We start from the raw sequence: 18,341 nt of genomic DNA, 5'->3' as shown, positions 1-18,341 counted from the left end.
AGCGATCAGCCGCGATAGCGGTTGATCGCATCCCGTGTTTCCTGCGCCACACGTTTGGCTGCCTGGGCGAAGTCTTCGCCGGCGGCATGATCTGGCTTGGCGTACAGGATGGCGCGCGATGAATTGATCATCATACCCATGCCGTTTGCGGTCTTGCCTGCATTCACTGTCGCCTCGATATCGCCGCCTTGCGCGCCGACGCCCGGCACCAGCAGCGGCATGTCGCCGATAATACTGCGCACTTGCGCCAGTTCCTGCGGGAATGTCGCCCCCACCACCAGGCCGCACTGGCCATTGGTATTCCACTTTTCGGCGACCAGACGGGCGACGTGTTGGTACAACGGCACGCCGTCCACCGTCAGGAATTGCAAATCGGAGCCGCCGGCATTAGAGGTACGGCACAGCACGATCGCGCCCCTATCCTTCCACTCCAGGTAGGGAGCCACCGAATCGAAGCCCATGTACGGGCTGACAGTCACAGCGTCAGCGCCGTAGCGCTCGAACGCTTCACGCGCGTATTGCTCGGCAGTCGCGCCGATGTCGCCGCGCTTGGCATCCATCACAATCGGGATATTCGGGTGGTTTTCACGCAAATAAGCGCACAGCTCTTCCAGCTGGTCTTCCGCGCGCATGGCCGAAAAATAGGCGATTTGCGGCTTGAAAGCACAGGCGGTCGCGGCGGTAGCGTCTATAATTTCCTTACAGAAAGTATAGATGGCGCCTGGCTGCTGCTGCAAATGTGCTGGAAATTTGGCAATATCGGGATCGAGGCCAACGCACAGCAGGGAATTATTGGCGCTCCAGGCGGCGGATAATTTTTCAATAAAAGTCACGTAGAGCCTCCATGTAAAGCGAACCCTATATTGTAACCCGCGAAAAACCGGCAAGCCGCTATTTAACACTTGAGCAGCCCCCGATTGTTTGCTAACGTGCATTACATTGCTTCTTTTATCAGGGATATTCCATGAAAACTTTCTTTAAATGGCTGGCAATTGCCGTCATCGCCTCTCTTCTCAGCGCTTGCGGCTATAACGATTTCCAGGCCAAGGATGAAGCGGTGAAAGCCGCCTGGGGCGAAGTCGTCAACCAATACCAAGGCCGCGCCGACCTGGTGCCGAAGATCGCCCAGATCGTGAAAGCCTATGCCGTCCATGAAGAAAGCACCTTTGAAGCGGTGACCAAGGCGCGTTCCGCCGCCACCAGCTTCCAGATTACGCCGGAAGTGTTGAACGATCCGGCCGCGTTCGAGAAATTCCAGCAAGTGCAAGGCCAGTTGTCGTCGGCCTTGTCGCGCCTGATGGCGGTATCCGAAAATTATCCGCAACTGAAGGCCGACGGCCTGTACCGCGATGCGCAATCGCAGCTGGAAGGCATCGAAAACCGCATCAAGGTGGCGCGTAACCGCTACATCGTTGCGGTGCAGGATTACAACGTGCTGGCGCGCAGCTTCCCGACCAACCTGACCGCGATGGCGATGAGCTACAAGGTCAAGCCATCGTTCACGGTGGATAACGAAAAGGCGATCTCGACTTCGCCCGACGTTGATTTCGGCGGCAAAAAATAATGTCGCGTAGCGCATTCCGCGCGTCGGCGCTGGCCTTGTGGCTAGCGCTGAGCCTGCTGTCCATCCTCGCCCTGCCTGCCGCGGCGCAAACCATAGCGACACAGGTGGCGGTGCCGCCGCTGCAGTCGCATGTCACCGACTTGGTCGGCCTGTTGCAGCCGGACCAGCGCGCGGCGCTCGACAATACCTTGAGCGAATATGAAACCCGCACCGGCAGCCAGATCGCCATCCTGTTGCTCAGCAAGACCGAGCCGGAAGGCATCGAGGATTATGCGGTGCGCGTCGCCGACGCCTGGAAGCTCGGCCGCAAGGGTATCGACGATGGCGTGATCCTGCTGGTGGCCAAGGATAATCCCAAGGCTTTGCGGCGCATGATGATCCTGACCGGACGCGGGGTCCAGGGCACCTTGACCGATGCCCAGTCGAAACGGGTTCTGCAAGAAATCATCGCACCGTATTTCTCCAAGAACGATTACTACGGCGGCCTGACTGCGGGCATCTCGGCCATCATGCCGCTGCTCGACCAGGAAAATTTTGCGCCGCCCAGCCGTAAAGCTGCACAGGCGCAAGAACCCTCTTCCGACCTGCTAGGCGCTTTGGCGCCGTTGCTGTTCTTCGGCTTCATCATCCTGATCACCATCATTTCACGCGCACGCGGCGGTGGCGGTTCCGGCCGTTCGCTCAACAGCAATGTCTGGGGCAACGCCGCCGGCGTCATCATCGGCAGCATCCTGAGCCAGGGCGGACGTGGCGGCGGGGGTGGCTTTGGAGGCGGCGGCGGAGGTGGTGGTTTTTCCGGCGGCGGCGGTGGATTTGACGGCGGCGGCGCCTCGGGGGATTGGTAATGGAGACTTTACAACGACTCTGGCGTCATCTGCTGACCACCCAGCGCAGCGCGCGGCGCGCCTTTCCTGCAGCCACGCTCAAAGCCATCCAGCACAAGATCGCAGAAGGCGAAGTGACGCACCGGGCAGAAGTGAAAATGATCGTGGAAGGATCGCTGAGCTTGCCTGCTGTGCTGAACGGCGTCACCTCGCGCAACCGCGCCCATGAACTGTTTGCCCACTACCGCATCTGGGACACCGAAGAAAACGTCGGCGTCCTGCTGTATGTGAACCTGGCCGACCACCGGGTCGAAATCATCGTCGACCGCGCAGTAGGCCGCGCCATCAAGAGCGCGGAATGGCAAGCCGTGTGCAAGACCATGACCAAGGAATTCGCCAACGGCGCCTTCCACGACAGCACTGTGGCGGCGCTGGAACAGATGAACGGCTATCTTACGCAGCACTTCCCGGACCAGGGCCGCAAGAAGAATGAAATATCGGACAAACCGCTAGTCTTGTAATTTCAACAAACAAATCGACTCTGACCCTAATTGTTTTTTATTAGGGTCAGAGTCGATTTCATCACGTCAAATTCACCCGTTTTCGTATACCCACTGCAACAGGCCGTCTTGCGCGGCCTGTCCTCTGGCTGCATTGGGGTGGTTGATCAGGCACACTACCGCGTAGTATTTTCCTGAAGCAGCCAACACATAGCCGGCGATTGCCCGGACGTCGTTCAGGGTGCCGGTCTTGACGTGGGCCTGGCCGGCTACGGTTTGATCTTTCAGGCGCTTGCGCATGGTGCCGTCGTAGCCGACCAGCGGCATCGACGAGACGAATTCCGGCATGACCGGCGACTGGAAGGCGGCGGCCATCATGCGGCCCATGGTCTTGGCTGAAATCTTTTCGTTGCGCGACAAACCCGAGCCGTTTTCAATCACCAGGCCGCTGGCGTCGATGCCTTTGTTGGCGAGCCAGCTCTGGACTGCGCGGGCGCCACGGTCCGGCGTCGCCGGCAACTTGAGAATGTCTGCGGCGATCGTCAGCAGCACCTGGCGCGCCATGACATTGTTGCTGTATTTATTGATGTCGCGGATCACTTCCGGCAATGTGACCGAACTCCATTCGGTAATCAAGCGGGCGCCCGGGGTCACGCTGCCGTTTTTGATGCTGCCGCTGAACGTGCCGCCCAGGTCTGCCCACATCTGCCGGAATACTGCGCCAAAGTATTGGGTGGAGCTCATCTTGTAGGGATTCACGTACCAGGTCTTTTCGCCGCAGGAAGCCGGCAGCACGCCGTTGAAGCTGGCGCCATCGGCATCGATCGCTGCCTGCAGCTTGCCTTGCCAGTCGTCGCAACTGCCCTGCCCCAGGCGCGGCGCTTTAACCGGATAGCCGCTCATGGGCGGATCGAGGACCACATTGACCTGGCGCTTGTCAGGATCCGGCACGAACTGGAAAGTCAGCGCCTTGTAGTTCAGCAGCAAGGCATCGGGGCCGACGTTATACGGTCTCATCGGATCGCCGTCGAATTCGGATGGATCGTAGGCGGTCTCATCGAAGCTGCTACGGTCCAGCACGATATTGCCGCGGATATCGCGGATGCCCTTGGCGCGGATCTGGCGCAGGAACAGCCAGAAATTTTCCAGCACCAGCTTAGGGTCGCCATTGCCTTTGAAAATCAGATCGCCCTGCAAGACATTGCCAACCTGGTTGCCGTCGGCATAGGCTTGGGTTTTCCAGCGATAAGCCGGCCCCAGCAACTCCAGCGCGGCGTCGGTGGTGACCAGCTTCATGGTTGACGCCGGGTTGAACGGCACGGCGGCGTTCGACGATGCCAGCACTTTGCCGGTGCCGTCGACTTCTTGCACATACACACCGACGCTCTGGGCGGGAATGCCGGCGAGCTGCAAGGCTTTGCTGAACGGTGCGGGAACGAATGAGGAGGATTCTTGTGCCTGGACGCTGGCCAGCAGGAAGGAAGACGAAAGCAGAAGGCTGAATGCAAGGATTTTTTTCAAGTGAGCACCGGTGAAAAAAGAAAGATTGCGTAGGATTATCCCACGCGTTCACCTAGCGCTTTCACTTGTTACTGAAGCCGGCTTTGAAATAACGCCGGCACGCGGCGAAAAATATCAGGCCGCGACGGGGCGTCGCTAACGTCCCGCTATTTGCTGCCGCGCTGCCGTATTACAGCAGCGCCGGGATGGCCTCCAGAATAATCAGGGCCAGCAAAGCGCCGCACAGCACGCCAATGCCGCGCAAGGTGCGACGAGTCCATGTCGACGCGACCGGCACCTCGCCGCACAAGATCAGTCCGGCGACTGCCATTGGCACGAAGAACAGCAGGTTGTCCATAATCAGCTTGATCATGTTCGTCTCCTTGGTTTACTTGTAATTTCAGTATAGGTTTTGCATGCCTGAAAGCAAGGAGCAATAATTGGACGACAACACTGGAAATGGCTAAAAAACAAGAGAAAAACAAGAACAACAAACCTCTGTTGTCCTGCACAATTTTCTTGACCACCATCAACTGCGCGGCTACTATCCACCAGTCTAAATTTTATGGAGCCCCTTTAATGGGCACTTGTTCGAGTGACAGTTGTTGCCAGACCCGTTCTGGCATCGCCTCGGCAAGATAACGCAGGATTCTCCTGCCGTCATCTCGCCAGCGGCGGATGATGGTTTCCCCCAATGTTCGGAGCATGTTTCCGGCATTCCGTGTTCCACCACCTGATCTTGTTATGCAGTTCATGCAGCCGTGTTACGCCGGCCGCATGCCTGGCTAATCCCGTTCCGCCTGTGCAGAACGGGACAATCGAATAGTGTGCTTGTATCCGGGCCCTTGATATTGTCATCAAGATGTCACCGATCGAATTTACAGTCTGTGCCGCACTGAACGCTTTTTGATCTTTTGCAACAATGTTGTCATCCATATGGATTGCCAATCGTTAACATAAAGTTAAAACGCGCGCAGGTAGCCTTACCCTGATCGACGACAGCCGACCGCACTGCATGAAAAAAGAAGAATTCCATGAATCTGAATATTCTCAAAGACACATTCGTTAGCTTTGTCCGCACGCATGGCATGGACCGCCATTTCCGCCGGCTTGCTCCCGACATGTTCCGCAGCACGCCGCTGACCAAGGAAGTGCCGCCGTCGCTGGCGCAGTCCCTGTCTGCCGCTGCCAGCATCGAGGTCGGCGAACTGTTTCAAAAACTGCATAGCCGTGCAGACGGCCTGACCGAAGCCGAAGCCGACGATATCCGTGTCAGCGCCGGCCCAAATGAAGTCGAGCATGAAAAACCGATTTCGAAGTGGGTCCATCTGTGGCAATGCTACAAGAACCCGTTCAACCTGCTGCTGACGGTGCTGGCTACCGTGTCCTTCCTCACCGAAGACATGAAAGCCACCATCGTCATCGGTTCGATGGTGGTGCTATCGACCTTGATGCGCTTCATCCAGGAATCGCGCTCCAACACCGCCGCAGACAAACTCAAGGCGATGGTCAGCAACACCGCCACCGTGCTGCGCCATGACCTGGCGGAAGATATTGCCGCAGAAGCCTTACGCTATTTCGACGTCACCTTGCATCCGAAAGGCGCGCGCCGCATCGAACTGCCGATCAAAAAGCTGGTGCCGGGCGATATCGTCCAGCTGTCCGCCGGCGACATGATTCCGGCCGACCTGCGCCTGCTGACCGCCAAGGACCTGTTTATCAGCCAGGCCGCGATGACCGGCGAATCGCTGCCGGTGGAAAAATTCGTGGTCCATCGCGGCCTCGACACCAGCAATCCGCTGGAACTGGACAACCTGTGCTTCATGGGCACCAACGTGGTCAGCGGATCGGCTACCGCGATCGTGGTCACCACCGGCAACCGCACCTACTTCGGCGCGCTGGCGGAACGCGTCACCGCTTCCGACCGCACGCCTACCGCGTTCCAGTCCGGCGTCAACAAGGTCAGCTGGCTGCTGATCCGTTTCATGATGGTAATGACGCCGGTGGTTTTCCTGCTGAACGGCTACACCAAGGGCGATTGGGTAGAAGCTTTCCTGTTTGCCATGTCCATCGCAGTCGGCCTGACGCCGGAAATGCTGCCGATGATCGTTACCTCGACCCTGGCCAAGGGCGCGGTCGCGCTGTCGCGCAAGAAGGTGATCGTCAAGCGCCTGGATGCGATCCAGAACTTCGGCGCCATGGACGTGCTGTGCACCGACAAGACCGGCACCCTGACCCAGGACAAGATTTTCCTCGAGCGCCATACCAACATCCTGGGTGAGCAAGACGACCTGGTGCTGGAATATGCCTACCTCAACAGCCATTACCAGACCGGCCTGAAGAACCTGCTGGATGTGGCCGTGCTCGACCATGCCGAACTGCAGCGCGAAATGGCGCTGGCTTCGGCCTACCGCAAGGTCGATGAAATCCCGTTCGATTTCCAGCGTCGCCGCATGTCGGTAGTGGTCAGCGAACGCGACGACCATCATGAATTAATCTGCAAAGGCGCGGTCGAGGAAATCGTCTCGGTCTGTACCCATGCGCGTCATAATGGCGAGGTGGTGCCGTTCACCAAGGAACTGCTGCAGGAAATCTACGAGACCACGTCCAGCCTGAACGCCGAAGGCTTGCGTGTGGTGGCGGTGGCCGCCAAAGATCTGCCGCCGACCAAGGAAGTGTATGGCGTCGCCGATGAAAGCGATCTGGTCCTGATCGGCTACATTGCCTTCCTCGATCCGCCGAAGGAATCTACCAAACCGGCGCTGGATGCGTTGAAGGCGCACGGTATCACCGTCAAGATCCTGACTGGCGACAATGAACTGGTGACCGCCAAGATCTGCCGCCAGGTCGGCCTGGTAGTGGACGGCATGTTGCTCGGGAATGATGTCGAAAAAATGAGCGACGCCGACCTCGCCATCGCGGTGGATACCACCACGGTGTTCGCCAAGCTTAGTCCGACCCACAAGGAACGCATCGTGCGCGTGCTGCATGACAAGGGCCACGTGGTCGGCTTCATGGGCGACGGCATCAACGATGCACCGGCCCTGCGTGCCGCCGACATCGGCATTTCCGTCGATACCGCGGTCGATATCGCCAAGGAAGCCGCCGACATCATCCTGCTGGAAAAGAGCCTGATGGTGCTGGAGGAAGGCGTGCTGGAAGGCCGCAAGACCTTCGCCAACATGCTGAAGTACATCAAGATGACCGCCAGCTCCAACTTCGGCAATGTGTTCTCGGTATTGGTGGCGAGCGCTTTCCTGCCTTTCTTGCCGATGCTGCCTTTGCATCTGCTGGTGCAGAACCTGCTGTACGATATTTCGCAGATCACGATCCCTTTCGACAACGTCGACAAGGAATTCCTGGAAAAGCCGCAGCGCTGGAACGCAGGCGAAATCGGCCGCTTCATGGTGTTCTTCGGTCCGATCAGCTCGATTTTCGACATCACGACATTTGCCCTGATGTGGTATGTCTTCGGCGCCAACACGCCAGAACATCAAACCCTGTTCCAGTCCGGCTGGTTCATCGAAGGCCTGCTGTCGCAAACCCTGATCGTGCACATGATCCGCACCCGCAAGATCCCGTTCTTCCAGAGCCGTGCTTCGTGGGCCTTGATGAGCATGACCATCATCATCATGATCATCGGCATCCTGCTGCCGATGTCGCCGCTGGCCCACTACTTCAAGCTGCAGGCGCTGCCGCTGACATACTTCCCCTGGTTGGCGCTGATCCTGGTGGCCTATGCGGTGCTGACGCAGGCGATGAAGGGCTGGTATGCACGGCGTTATGGCTGGCAATAAGATGCCGGATTGACCCAACCGCGGCAAACAAAAACCGCCTGGCCAGTGATCTGGCCAGGCGGTTTTTTTATTTCACCATGCCTCCAGCACCGAAATTCGCTGGACTACGCCATAGCCCGATACAGCAGGTTTATCAATAACTTAGGCGAGTTCAACATATGCCGGTGCTTTCCGAAACCTGATCTGACTTCCAACCGCCTGACTCCTATCCGGCCCTTGGAACCGGGTCTTTCCAAGGAGTCATCATGGCTAAGATCAAACTCACCAAGTCCGCTGTCGATGCGGCGCAACCCCAGGCGGAAGCCGTCGAACTCCGGGACACGCTGGTCCCCGGCTTCCTGTGCAAGATCACCCCGGCGGGACGAAAGGTGTTCATGCTCCAGTACAGGACGAACGCCGGCGAGCGTCGCAAGCCCGCGTTGGGGCTATACGGAGAGCTGACTGTCGAACAGGCGCGGTCGCTGGCGCAGGAATGGCTCGCCCAAGTTCGCCGGGGCGGCGATCCAGCCGCTGAGAAGGCGCAGGCGCGTCAGGCTCCTACTGTCACGGAGCTGTGCACGAAGTTCATGGAGGACTACTCCAAGAAGCGCAACAAGCTCAGTACCCAGGCCGGCTATCAGGCCGTCATCAATCGCAACATCATCCCACTGCTAGGCCGGAAGAAGGTTCAGGATGTGAAGCGGCCTGACATCGCGAGCCTGATGGAAAAGCTTTCGTACAAGCAGACCGAGGCGAACAAGGTCTTCAGCGTCTTGCGCAAGATGTTCAACATGGCCGAGGTATGGGGCTATCGGCCCGATGGCACCAACCCTTGCCGTCACGTCCCCATGTTCCCCGCCGGCAAATCCACCCACCTTATCAGCGACGAAGAGATGGGCGACTTGTTCCGGCGGCTCGACAAGATCGAGTCGGAGGGGCTGGAGAACTACGTCATCCCTTTGGGAATCCGTCTGCAATTCGAGTTTGCTGGCCGCCGCTCGGAAATCATCGCGCTGGAATGGAACTGGGTTGACTTGCAGAACCGGCGCGTCGTCTGGCCTGACAGCAAGACTGGCGGCATGTCCAAGCCCATGAGCGAAGAAGCCTATCGGCTACTCTCGACGGCACCCCGCCAGGAGGGCAGCCGCTACGTGCTGCCTTCTCCGAGCCACGCTGGTGAGCATCTGACCACGGGCGAGTATTACGGTGGCTGGAGCCGTGCGCTCAAGGCGGCTGGCGCTACGCACGTGGGCACGCACGGCATCCGCCACCGCTCGGCGACCGACATTGCCAACTCGGGCATCCCCGTCAAGGTCGGTATGGCGCTGACGGCGCACAAGACTGTCGTGATGTTTATGCGCTACGTCCATACCGAGGACAAACCGGTGCGAGACGCGGCCGAGCTGGTGGCGAATCGGCGCAAGACGATCACGGGGATGCAGCGAGCCAAGGAGGTGGCGGCATGACCCGGCGCAAAGTGCCTGTCGCGTCGCCAGCAACGCCGGTAGCGCTGCTGGGCTGTTGCCCTTGCGCGTCGAGTGCATCTCCGGATCGCGGGCCTTGCTCTCGTTCTTGGTCGAAGACGGCGCATGGATAATCGTGGCATCCACGATCGTGCCTTGGCGCAGCAGCATGCCCTGGTCGCTCAAGTGAGCATTGACGGCGGCCAGGATGGCCGGCGCCAAGTCATGGGTTTCCAGCAATCGCCGAAAGTTGAGGATGGTCGTCTCGTCCGGCACGCCACCACGCGCCAGCGACAAACCCGCGAAGCGGCGTAGCGGTGCGACCTCGTACAGCGCCTCCTCCATCGCTGGATCGCTGTAGCCGAACCAGTTCTGCATCAGGTGGATACGCAGCATCGTCTTGAGCGCGTACGGTCGGCGACCGTTGCCAGCCTTGGGATACACCGGCTCGATCACCGCCAACAGGGCCTCCCACGGCACCACCTGGTCCATTTCAGCCAGGAACTTCTCCCGTCGCGTCTGCTTGCGTTTGCCGGCATACTCGGCATCGGAGAAACTCAACTGCTTCATGGTCGACGACTCGCGTTTGGACGGCTAATTGTAGCGCGCCAGAGCTGACTTGTTCAGAGCATCCTTAGGTATCTCCTCAGTACAAGCAGCGGCTTGGCAAACGCCTCAATGTACCGATAGGCTTGCTAGCGGAAGGATGTCTCTGGCTTCTACGATTGTACGACCACCTTCTTGGCGTGCTGCATTTAGCATGGCCTTGCCGATACTTTCCGTTGTCACGATAGCGCTAGGCGTTATCCAGCGGATCAGCGACAGCAAAGGACTGGCCAGGTAATAGAAATAACGGTAGGACGGTGTTTTTGAGCGGAGCCCCTGGAGAGGCTGAATGATTCCGGGGCGAAACAGATACACGCCTTTGAAGGGCAGTTTCGTCAGGGCGTTTTCAGTCTTGCCTTTCACCCGTGCCCACATGCTGCTCCCTTTTTCACTGCTGTCAGTATTCGCTCCCGAGACGTAAACAAAGGTCATTTGCGGATTCAAGCGTGATAGCAGCCCGGCAACATGCAGGGTCACCCCGTAGGTGATCTGGCTATATGCTTCTTCGCTCATGCCGAAAGACGAAACACCCAGGCAAAAGAAGCAGGCGTCATACCCCTGCAACTCATCGGCACGGCTCTCCAGCTCCATGAGATCGGCCTGTGCCAGCTGTTCCAGTTTGGGATGAGCAAGTTCAACGGGCGAGCGCCCCACCGCAGTGACATGACTAACGTCAGGCGCGGCAAGACTCTCGCGCAGTGCGCCCTGGCCCACCATTCCTGTGGCACCAAAGATCAATACCTTCATCCTGAAATCACCTTCTGATTGCGCTCACGCCAGATTGCAGGCGTGCTGCTCTCCCATTGCCGGAAGGAACGAAAGAAAGAGTTCTGATCCTCATAACCCAGCATGTAGGCCACTTCCATAAGACTCAGTGTCGGATCGGCCAGATACTCAAGCGCTAGTTGGTGACGTGTCTCGCCGAGCAAGCCTTGGAACGTAAGCCCCTCGTCGGTCAGTTTGCGCTGCAATGAGCGCTCGCTCATGGCCAGCTCAGCGGCGACCGAGCGAACATCGGGCCGACCAGCTGTCAGCCTAGAACGCAGCACCCACCTGATCTGCTCAGCCAGGCTGAGACTGAGCGCCTGTTTCTGCAGGCGTCGATCCAGCTCAGGAAGCAGAATATCGAGCAGCTCGGCGTTGTAGCTCACAAAGGGCTTGTCCAGATCGGAGCACCGCAGCGTAAGACAGTTTCGCTTTGTGGCAAAGTGCACTTTGCAACCGTAATAGCTCTCGTACAGTGCACGCGAACCCTCGGGGCGCATCAGCTCGACTGCCGCAGCGGTCAGACCTTGTGCGGTGCCACGTTTGCCTAGTTCGAATAACGAAGCTAGTGTTGCATCCACCAGTGCAGATGGCACCTCGCGCTCGTCGGCATGCAACCAATTCACCACAATTTCGCAGTTCTGGTTGCGCTCCTGGAGTAGCAGCTCCTCAGGTGCGCACAGGCGTTTGAAGCGCGCCACGCGCTGCAAGGCATCGCGGAAGTCCCGAGCGTGGTAAGCCGCTAGAAATGAGGGCGGCATCGCACCGCCCTCTAGTCCCGTGGCGAGACGCAAGCCAATAGCAGGGTCATTGCTAATGTCCACCAACGAACGCCAGATACCGCAGAACTGTGCCGTTGAAATCGGCGCTCCATCGCGGATGGAAGCAATCGGTAGCTGAACAGCTCGCTCCACATCTGCACGACTGATCCCGACGCCGCTCAATCCCGCCCACAACGCATCGGGAATCCTGATTTTGTCCGGCACAGTATTTTTCATCTGATCACTTAGCCTGGAAGCCGCCATCGACATTGAGCACATGGCCGGTCACAAAACTCGACTCATCGGCCAATAGCCAGCAGATGGCATTGGCGACCTCGGCAGGATTTCCGACTCGCTGCATCGGGTGCATTGCTTCCAGCTCGGCCAGATTGCTGTTCAGCTGCTCCGCAATGATGTCCGTGCGGATCGCCCCAGGTGCTACCGCGTTGACACGAATGCCTTGAGCTGCGTGATCCAGAGCAGACGACTTGGTCAGCCCAACGACGGCATGTTTAGTAGCAGCGTAGGTGCCGCCCCATGGGATGCCATTCAATCCAGCGATGGACGCCAAGTTGACGATGGAACCGCCTCCCTGTTTGAGCATTTGGGCAATCTCAAATTTCATGCAGAAGTAAAGGCCCATCACGTTGGTATCGAGCATTTGGCGGAAATTCTCAGTTCCGGAGTGATCCAATGAGCAATATTCGTTGAAGATCCCTGCGTTGTTGACTGCCATGTCCAGGCGTCCGAACTCCGCCACGATGCCTGAGATCATGGCTTGGACGGCCTTCTCGTCAGACACATCATTGCGAACAAAGCGCACCTTAGCGCCCCCCTGGGCAATTGCAACGATCTCAGCTACTGCGATATCGCCTGCTTCCTGGCGACGCCCACTGATGATTACGCTAGTGCCTTGAGAGGCGAGCTTCAGGGCAACAGCTTTTCCGATGCCGGTAGCACCGCCGGTGATGAGAGCGACTTGATTGGACATTTCAGACTCCTTTGAAGGGATGATAAGAGTCGCTCTAATCTACGCTGCGCTCCTGAGTCACGATATGCACAATGCGCCACACCACTCGCAGACTACGCCAATTATCTATGTAACTTGGATAGCCGCATAGGGCCGGAGGCATCCTCATGATGGGTCACAATCATCGGTGCAGTGGATCACAACTACCGGAATGGCCGGGCAGAACCTCCAGCACGGACGGGTCACAATAACTGGAACCGTTGAGCAGCATCACTGGAATACACAGGCAGCACTCAACTCATTGGGCGCATAACTCGGAAACAGCACCCGAGCCGAAGACAGGTATCCGTCATTTTTCCGGTCGCCAACATTACCCCACGGTCGGCAGGCCATGAAATCCTTCGGGTGGGCCTTCGCCATCAGTTTTTCGAACAGGCGCGGAAATCCATCCCCCATGGCGTCAAGGAAGATGATGCGGAAATCTTTTCGTAGCCGAGCTGTTGTATGCGATCCATGCGGCTCAGGGCCATGGCTGGTTAAGTGTTTTCAGGCACAACCTCATGGCGTCTTCCGATCCAAATGGGGAAGTACGCGATTGACGTCAAATGGCAGCGCTTTGTCCGCCGCAATGCGGGTTAGCAGCATACGGATGGGGCCGCTGCCCAAGACCCAGAACATCAAGTTGACCTTCGCATGTCCGGCCAGCCTTAAGGCCGACCTCGACCGCTATGCGGCACTGCACGCGCAGACTTACGACGAAGCGGTCGATGCAACGGCGCTGATCCCGCACATGCTGGAGACGTTCATGGCCGGGGATCGGGGATTCAGGAAAGGAACGATGGCAGCCAAGGCTTCGCCACCAAAACAGCCCTGACGATACGGACGAATCCTTCAACATCCCATCGACGAAAGCGCAGCCCAAGGGCTGCGCTTTCGCTTGTGCGCCCAGCATGGGCGCCCCCCCTAGAGGTGCAAGTCCTCCCGTAAGTTGATCACAGCGAACGAAGCGAAGCGCAACTGCATGAGGGTGACCGAGTGTGGGGAGGAAGCGTGTAGCGAAGCTGCGAGCCGATGGACAAGAACCGGATAGAAGGCGGTGCCGAGCAGGGCGAGCGGGCAAGCAACCGCGAAGCTCTCGTGATCAAGTCTCAGGCGGCGTAGATGCGGCGGTTGTGCAGTGAAGGGGTGCGTGCTTACCTGGGAAGATCTCGCTTTGTGCCTGAAAGGGCGACGGTGGTGAGCCAGAGCGAGAAGTCAGCAGAGGTCGTAGTAGTCAGTGGCTGGGCCGGTGAGGCCGAAACGGCTGGCGAAGGGCCGAAGGAGCGGGAGAGTGGGTCTGGCTGACCATCCGAGATGGATAGGCTTCAGATGCCCGGATACGGGGCTCGCCACGCAACGCGTCAAAGGTTAAGCCTGAGGCGCGGTGACAGCGAAGAACTAGATCGGCCGGGTTGGTGTCAGGCGAGTCCAGGCTTCATGTTCGGGTATTGGCATGGCGACCTCAAACGTTTCAACCGCCCGGTGCGGACCCGTATGCCGGGTGGTGTGGGAGGGGCGCGGTCATTGAGGCCGCCCCCTATCCCGATTCAGGGTGTGGCGTGGCTGCGGCTGGATTATCATGCCTCGAGCCCATTGCTTCGGCTGCCTGCAATCACCCCGCTATGGCACGCTTGGGCTTGCTACCGCGATGCTCCTATGTGGCTCCTAGTCCACAAAGTTGCATAGCTCGGAGGCAGCCAAAACCCGACCTAATTTCTTGCCCTGTATAGGCTTTCAGCTTCAGGCTCGCCCGCATAGAGGACTTGACGCAGGCCATTTTTTATGGGGACAGCTGAACTAGCCGACCAGCCCTGCTGCGATATTGATCGACAAGCCAAGAATCGCCGAATTGAACAAGAAGGTCAGCACCGACTGGAACAACACGATCTTGCGCATCGAACGAGTCATCACGCTGACATCCGAGGTTTGCACTGCGACCGCCATGGTGAACGAGAAATACAGGAAATCCCAGTAGTTCGGATTCTTTTCGTCATCTGGAAAGCGCAACGGCAATTTCTCCTCATCGGCGGCGTAAAACAGGCGCGCGTAATGCAAGGTAAAAATGGTGCCGACCAGGAACCAGGAACCCAGCACCGTCATCCCGGTAAACAGATAGCGGATCTCTTTCGGTCCCGGCAAGAAATCCTTGGCCTGGGTCAGGCCGAACACCACGGCGGCGATGCTGGACACCGCAGCGATGCAAATCAGGATCAGGATCATCGTGTCGTTCTCATCTTCGATCGCCGCCTTTTTCCTGACCAGCTCGCAGGTGGCCCGGGCCATCATCCACCACAGGGTAAACAGATAAGTCCAGACACCGGCATTCCAGCCGATCAGGGCACGGGTAATCGTTGACGTCTGCGGCACCACGGCCCAGACGACGAGCCCGACGATGATGGCGACAAACAGCCGTGGATGCGTGCGAAAAATCAGATTGGGGAGCTGCATGACGGTGGTTTCCTGTGCGCGGGCTGTAAATAGCGCACTTTACCAGAGCCGTGACTAGCCGGCGCGGGCGGCTACGGCAACCGAACCTCGCCGGCTCATACGCCAAAGCAGCAAGCCGATTGCGCTCAGCAACGCGCCGCTGCCGCAGACACCCGGCCAGCCCGCCTGTTCATACACAAACGTGGACAGCATCGAACCCGCCGCGCCACCCATGAAGTAGCACGTCATATAGCCTGACGTCAGCCGGTTGCGGGCGGCGCCGTGCAGATGGTTGATGACGCTGAGATTGGTGACATGCACCGCCTGCGCCACCAGGTCGAGCAGCAACACTCCGATCAGCAATGCCGGCAATGAATAGATGGAAAACGCCAGCGGCAGCCAGGACAGCAGCAACAGCAGCAGCCCGGCGCTGGTAGCGAATCCAGCCTTGCCACGGTCCGCCAGACGGCCCACCTGCGATGCTGCCAGCGCGCCGGCAGCACCGACCAGCCCGAACAAACCGATGGTCCCGTCGTCATAATGAAACGGCGCGGCCGCCAGCAAGAAAGAAATGGAGGTCCACAAGATGCTGAATACGGCAAACACAATCGCCCCCAGCAAAGCGCGAATGCGCAGCACCGGCTCTTGTACGAACAAATGCAGGATCGATTTCAGCAAACGCGGATAGCTCAGGCCTAGCGGCTGGTGATAGCGCGGCAAAGCCCGCGCCAGCGCGATTGCAGTGATCAGCATCATGGCGGCGCCGAACCAGTAAACGGTTTGCCAGCCGCCGACGGTGGACAGATATCCCGCCACTGTACGCGCCAGCAAGATACCCAGTAATAAACCGGTCATTACGTGACCGACCACTTTGCCACGCTCCTCGGGCGCTGCCAAGGTTGCAGAAAACGGCAACAGGATTTGCGCCACCACCGAAAACAAGCCGGTCAGCGCGGTGCCCAGCAAGACCATGGCGAGACTGGAGGCTAGCGCAGTTAGCACCAGGCCCGCGGCCGACAGCAAAGTCATGACGACGATCAGCTTCTTGCGCTCAAACATGTCGCCCAACGGCACCAGCAACAGCAAACCCAGCGCATAGCTCAGCTGGGCCACGGTCACAACGGCGCCGGCGGCGCCATTGCTGATGCCAAACTGCGCGGCTATCGTATGCAGCAGCGGCTGCGCGTAATAATTGCCGGCCACCGCGACGCCGGTGGCCATCGCCATCAATGCCACCAGGCCGGGGCTCAGCCTGGAAGATGTTGTTGCTTCCATCGCCAACTACCTTTCTGTACAAATAAAAAAGCCCGCGCCAAAGGACGCGGGCCGGAGCGGCTTAATACGGTTTGTTCGGCAAGAATTTTCCGTCCAGCGTAATCACCGCGCGCGAACCGCCGTCCGGATCTTCTACCCGTTTCAGATCGAGCTTGAAGTTGATGGCGCTGATGATGCCGTCGCCGAGTTCTTCGTGCACCAGCATTTTCAAGGTGGTGCCGTAGATTTGCAGCATCTCGTAGAAACGGTAGATGGTCGGATCGGTAGGAATGCCGCCGGGAATGCTGCCGCGCAGAGGAATGGTTTGCAGCTCCAGCGCTGCTTCCTGCTCCAGGCCCAGGTGTTGGCAAACCACTTCGGCAGCAACCTTTGGCAAAGCGTGCTGTCCCAGCAACGCTGCGGTGACATAGGCCACGCTCAAGCCGGTTCCTTCAGCCAGCTGTTTCCAGGACAGATCCTTCAATGCCTTGGCGGCGATGACGCGGGTAGTGAGAGCGATGCGGTTATCTTGATAGACGTTAGCTTGTTGCATGATGTTTCCTTTTCAGTGAGTGAACAGCATAAAAATAGTAAGTGGCCAATATTAAGCGGCCAGGGCGTTGCGCTTGGCTTGCGTGGCGACGGTTTCCGGGAATTCGGCGAGCGAGACGAAAGTATTACTGGCGCCATCCAGCGCCACGATGGAACCGGTCTCGATGTCGTACACCCAGCCATGCAGGTTCAAGCGGCCTTGTTCCAACGCCAGCGCCACTGACGGATGGGTCTTGATGTTGACCAGTTGGGCGATGACGTTTTCGCGCACCATCGAACTCAGCCGTGCGGCGGGTGATGCATGGGTGCGAGAGGCATTCACTACCTTGGCCGAATCGGCATGGCGCAGCCAACCGGCGACTGCAGGCAGATGATCCAGGCACTTGCAGGTGGAAATAGCGGTCATGGCGCCGCAGTCGGAATGGCCGCAGACCACGATGTCGGTCACGCCCAACACCGCCACCGCATATTCGACCGTAGCGGTGACGCCGCCCGGTTCCGAACTGTACGAAGGCACGATATTGCCGGCGTTGCGAATCACGAAGATGTCGCCCGGATCTTGCTGGGTGAGCAATTCCGGCACCACGCGGCTGTCGGAACAGGTGATGAACAGCGCGCTTGGATTCTGGGTGGTTGCCAGTTGCTTGAACAGGCCGGACAAGCCGGGAAAAGCGTCCTGCTGGAATTTCAAGACTCCTTCGACGATGGACTTCATGGCGTTTCTCCTTGTGTGGTGAAGTGATGCAGTGACGCCATCATGCAGCCATCAAACTATTAGGTCCAAGACCGATATACAATAAAATCCATAACCATTACCTATAGTTATCAATTATGCTATTACGCCACATCCGCTATCTGCTTGCCGTAGTTGAACATGGCAACTTCACCAGGGCGGCGGAAGCGCTCTACGTCTCGCAACCTACCTTGTCACAGCAGATCAGGCAGCTGGAAGAAACATTAGGCGTACAGTTGCTGGACCGCAGCGGCCGCGTCGTGCGCGCCACCGATGCCGGAGAGGCATACATTATTTATGCCAGCCGGGCGCTGCGCGAGCTGGAGGCTGGGCAACGGGCGATCCACGATGTAGCCGAATTGAGCCGCGGCAGCTTGCGGCTGGCCATGACGCCCAGCTTTACTTCTTATCTGGCGGGACCCTTGATTGCTCGTTTCAATGCCGCCTATCCCGGTATCACGCTGCAGATCATCGAACTGCCGCTGGATGCGATTGAGTCCGCCCTGCTCGATGACGAGGTCGATCTCGGCATCGCCTTCAGCCAGGTCCGCTCGCAGGAGATCAGCTGCGAGCCCCTGTTTGTGGAAAAGCTCAGCGTGGTAGTCGG

General features: G+C 58.4%; 17 protein-coding genes and 2 pseudogenes. 7 read left to right on the top strand and 12 right to left on the bottom strand.

What is annotated here, in order from left to right:
* Nucleotides 1–5 precede the first annotated feature (5 nt).
* Nucleotides 6–833 carry an orotidine-5'-phosphate decarboxylase gene (gene pyrF / locus ABI171_RS22910; RefSeq protein WP_348099358.1) on the bottom strand — a complete coding sequence of 276 codons (828 nt, stop codon included), beginning with the start codon at nt 831–833 and terminating at the stop codon, nt 6–8.
* Nucleotides 834–964: 131 nt separating this feature from the next.
* On the opposite strand from pyrF, the gene ABI171_RS22905 reads away from it, so the two are divergent.
* From ABI171_RS22905 to ABI171_RS22895, 3 genes are read left to right on the top strand one after another with little or no spacing between them, the layout of a single operon-like run.
* Nucleotides 965–1,564, top strand: a complete 600-nt coding sequence (locus ABI171_RS22905; RefSeq protein WP_348099357.1) for a LemA family protein — start codon at nt 965–967, stop codon at nt 1,562–1,564.
* Nucleotides 1,564–2,409, top strand: coding sequence for a TPM domain-containing protein (locus ABI171_RS22900; RefSeq protein WP_348099356.1), 846 nt, complete (start codon nt 1,564–1,566; stop codon nt 2,407–2,409). Before ABI171_RS22905 ends, ABI171_RS22900 begins: the two co-directional genes overlap by 1 nt.
* Nucleotides 2,409–2,909 carry a TPM domain-containing protein gene (locus ABI171_RS22895; protein WP_348099355.1) on the top strand — a complete coding sequence of 167 codons (501 nt, stop codon included), beginning with the start codon at nt 2,409–2,411 and terminating at the stop codon, nt 2,907–2,909. The genes ABI171_RS22900 and ABI171_RS22895 overlap by 1 nt, the downstream gene beginning before the upstream one ends.
* 72 nt (nt 2,910–2,981) lie before the next feature.
* Here ABI171_RS22895 and dacB read toward each other — a convergent pair whose 3' ends face one another.
* Both dacB and ABI171_RS22885 read right to left on the bottom strand, forming a co-directional pair.
* Nucleotides 2,982–4,364: a D-alanyl-D-alanine carboxypeptidase/D-alanyl-D-alanine-endopeptidase gene (dacB, locus tag ABI171_RS22890; RefSeq protein ID WP_348099367.1), complete on the bottom strand. Its 1,383-nt coding sequence runs from the start codon at nt 4,362–4,364 to the stop codon at nt 2,982–2,984.
* Between the two features lie 214 nt (nt 4,365–4,578).
* Complete coding sequence (locus tag ABI171_RS22885) at nt 4,579–4,761, bottom strand: hypothetical protein (RefSeq protein WP_348099354.1); 183 nt, start codon at nt 4,759–4,761, stop codon at nt 4,579–4,581.
* A gap of 661 nt (nt 4,762–5,422) precedes the next feature.
* Here ABI171_RS22885 and mgtA point away from each other — a divergent pair.
* The gene (gene mgtA, locus ABI171_RS22880; protein WP_348099353.1) at nt 5,423–8,185 is read left to right on the top strand and encodes a magnesium-translocating P-type ATPase; all 2,763 of its coding nucleotides are present in this window, start codon (nt 5,423–5,425) and stop codon (nt 8,183–8,185) included.
* Between the two features lie 245 nt (nt 8,186–8,430).
* Nucleotides 8,431–9,630: a site-specific integrase gene (locus ABI171_RS22875; protein ID WP_348099352.1), complete on the top strand. Its 1,200-nt coding sequence runs from the start codon at nt 8,431–8,433 to the stop codon at nt 9,628–9,630.
* Nucleotides 9,631–9,684: 54 nt separating this feature from the next.
* Here ABI171_RS22875 and ABI171_RS22870 read toward each other — a convergent pair.
* The 5 genes and pseudogenes from ABI171_RS22870 to ABI171_RS22850 form a co-directional block, all read right to left on the bottom strand.
* Nucleotides 9,685–10,197 (bottom strand): annotated as a pseudogene (locus tag ABI171_RS22870) (IS5 family transposase); the annotation flags it as partial.
* Nucleotides 10,198–10,302: 105 nt separating this feature from the next.
* The gene (locus tag ABI171_RS22865; RefSeq protein ID WP_348099351.1) at nt 10,303–10,980 is read right to left on the bottom strand and encodes an NAD(P)H-binding protein; all 678 of its coding nucleotides are present in this window, start codon (nt 10,978–10,980) and stop codon (nt 10,303–10,305) included.
* A complete protein-coding gene (locus ABI171_RS22860) occupies nt 10,977–11,996 on the bottom strand; it encodes an AraC family transcriptional regulator ligand-binding domain-containing protein (protein WP_348099350.1) in 1,020 nt (339 codons plus the stop codon). Before ABI171_RS22860 ends, ABI171_RS22865 begins: the two co-directional genes overlap by 4 nt.
* A gap of 4 nt (nt 11,997–12,000) precedes the next feature.
* Nucleotides 12,001–12,750, bottom strand: coding sequence for a glucose 1-dehydrogenase (locus ABI171_RS22855; protein WP_348099349.1), 750 nt, complete (start codon nt 12,748–12,750; stop codon nt 12,001–12,003).
* A gap of 267 nt (nt 12,751–13,017) precedes the next feature.
* Nucleotides 13,018–13,244 (bottom strand): annotated as a pseudogene (locus ABI171_RS22850) (hypothetical protein); the annotation flags it as partial.
* Between the two features lie 113 nt (nt 13,245–13,357).
* Here ABI171_RS22850 and ABI171_RS22845 point away from each other — a divergent pair.
* Nucleotides 13,358–13,603, top strand: a complete 246-nt coding sequence (locus ABI171_RS22845) for a DUF2274 domain-containing protein (protein WP_348099366.1) — start codon at nt 13,358–13,360, stop codon at nt 13,601–13,603.
* Between the two features lie 962 nt (nt 13,604–14,565).
* Here ABI171_RS22845 and ABI171_RS22840 read toward each other — a convergent pair.
* The 4 genes from ABI171_RS22840 to ABI171_RS22825 all read right to left on the bottom strand — a co-directional run bounded on the left by ABI171_RS22840 (nt 14,566) and on the right by ABI171_RS22825 (nt 17,716).
* On the bottom strand, nt 14,566–15,216 hold the full coding sequence (locus ABI171_RS22840) for a DUF1345 domain-containing protein (protein ID WP_348099348.1): 651 nt from the start codon (nt 15,214–15,216) through the stop codon (nt 14,566–14,568).
* Between the two features lie 54 nt (nt 15,217–15,270).
* The gene (locus ABI171_RS22835; RefSeq protein ID WP_348099347.1) at nt 15,271–16,470 is read right to left on the bottom strand and encodes an MFS transporter; all 1,200 of its coding nucleotides are present in this window, start codon (nt 16,468–16,470) and stop codon (nt 15,271–15,273) included.
* Nucleotides 16,471–16,531: 61 nt separating this feature from the next.
* Nucleotides 16,532–17,002 carry a cyanase gene (gene cynS, locus ABI171_RS22830; RefSeq protein WP_348099346.1) on the bottom strand — a complete coding sequence of 157 codons (471 nt, stop codon included), beginning with the start codon at nt 17,000–17,002 and terminating at the stop codon, nt 16,532–16,534.
* A gap of 51 nt (nt 17,003–17,053) precedes the next feature.
* The gene (locus ABI171_RS22825) at nt 17,054–17,716 is read right to left on the bottom strand and encodes a carbonic anhydrase (protein ID WP_348099345.1); all 663 of its coding nucleotides are present in this window, start codon (nt 17,714–17,716) and stop codon (nt 17,054–17,056) included.
* A gap of 116 nt (nt 17,717–17,832) precedes the next feature.
* On the opposite strand from ABI171_RS22825, the gene cynR reads away from it, so the two are divergent.
* On the top strand, nt 17,833–18,341 hold a 509-nt coding region (cynR, locus tag ABI171_RS22820; RefSeq protein WP_348099344.1), incomplete at its 3' end, for a transcriptional regulator CynR.

This window comes from Collimonas sp., from assembly GCF_039923675.1.
In the GTDB taxonomy this organism is placed as follows: Bacteria; Pseudomonadota; Gammaproteobacteria; order Burkholderiales; family Burkholderiaceae_D; genus Collimonas.
Note: the sequence above shows the minus strand (reverse complement) of the source record. Positions and strands in the feature narration are given on the sequence as shown.

Coding starts and splice junctions, on each gene's coding strand:
- ABI171_RS22905 (WP_348099357.1), top strand. CDS start 965: ATGAAAACTTTCTTTAAATGGCTGGCAATTGCCGTCATCGCCTCTCTT.
- ABI171_RS22900 (WP_348099356.1), top strand. CDS start 1,564: ATGTCGCGTAGCGCATTCCGCGCGTCGGCGCTGGCCTTGTGGCTAGCG.
- ABI171_RS22895 (WP_348099355.1), top strand. CDS start 2,409: ATGGAGACTTTACAACGACTCTGGCGTCATCTGCTGACCACCCAGCGC.
- ABI171_RS22885 (WP_348099354.1), bottom strand. CDS start 4,761: ATGATCAAGCTGATTATGGACAACCTGCTGTTCTTCGTGCCAATGGCA.
- mgtA (WP_348099353.1), top strand. CDS start 5,423: ATGAATCTGAATATTCTCAAAGACACATTCGTTAGCTTTGTCCGCACG.
- ABI171_RS22875 (WP_348099352.1), top strand. CDS start 8,431: ATGGCTAAGATCAAACTCACCAAGTCCGCTGTCGATGCGGCGCAACCC.
- ABI171_RS22865 (WP_348099351.1), bottom strand. CDS start 10,980: ATGAAGGTATTGATCTTTGGTGCCACAGGAATGGTGGGCCAGGGCGCA.
- ABI171_RS22860 (WP_348099350.1), bottom strand. CDS start 11,996: ATGAAAAATACTGTGCCGGACAAAATCAGGATTCCCGATGCGTTGTGG.
- ABI171_RS22855 (WP_348099349.1), bottom strand. CDS start 12,750: ATGTCCAATCAAGTCGCTCTCATCACCGGCGGTGCTACCGGCATCGGA.
- ABI171_RS22845 (WP_348099366.1), top strand. CDS start 13,358: ATGCGGGTTAGCAGCATACGGATGGGGCCGCTGCCCAAGACCCAGAAC.
- ABI171_RS22840 (WP_348099348.1), bottom strand. CDS start 15,216: ATGCAGCTCCCCAATCTGATTTTTCGCACGCATCCACGGCTGTTTGTC.
- ABI171_RS22835 (WP_348099347.1), bottom strand. CDS start 16,470: ATGGAAGCAACAACATCTTCCAGGCTGAGCCCCGGCCTGGTGGCATTG.
- cynS (WP_348099346.1), bottom strand. CDS start 17,002: ATGCAACAAGCTAACGTCTATCAAGATAACCGCATCGCTCTCACTACC.
- ABI171_RS22825 (WP_348099345.1), bottom strand. CDS start 17,716: ATGAAGTCCATCGTCGAAGGAGTCTTGAAATTCCAGCAGGACGCTTTT.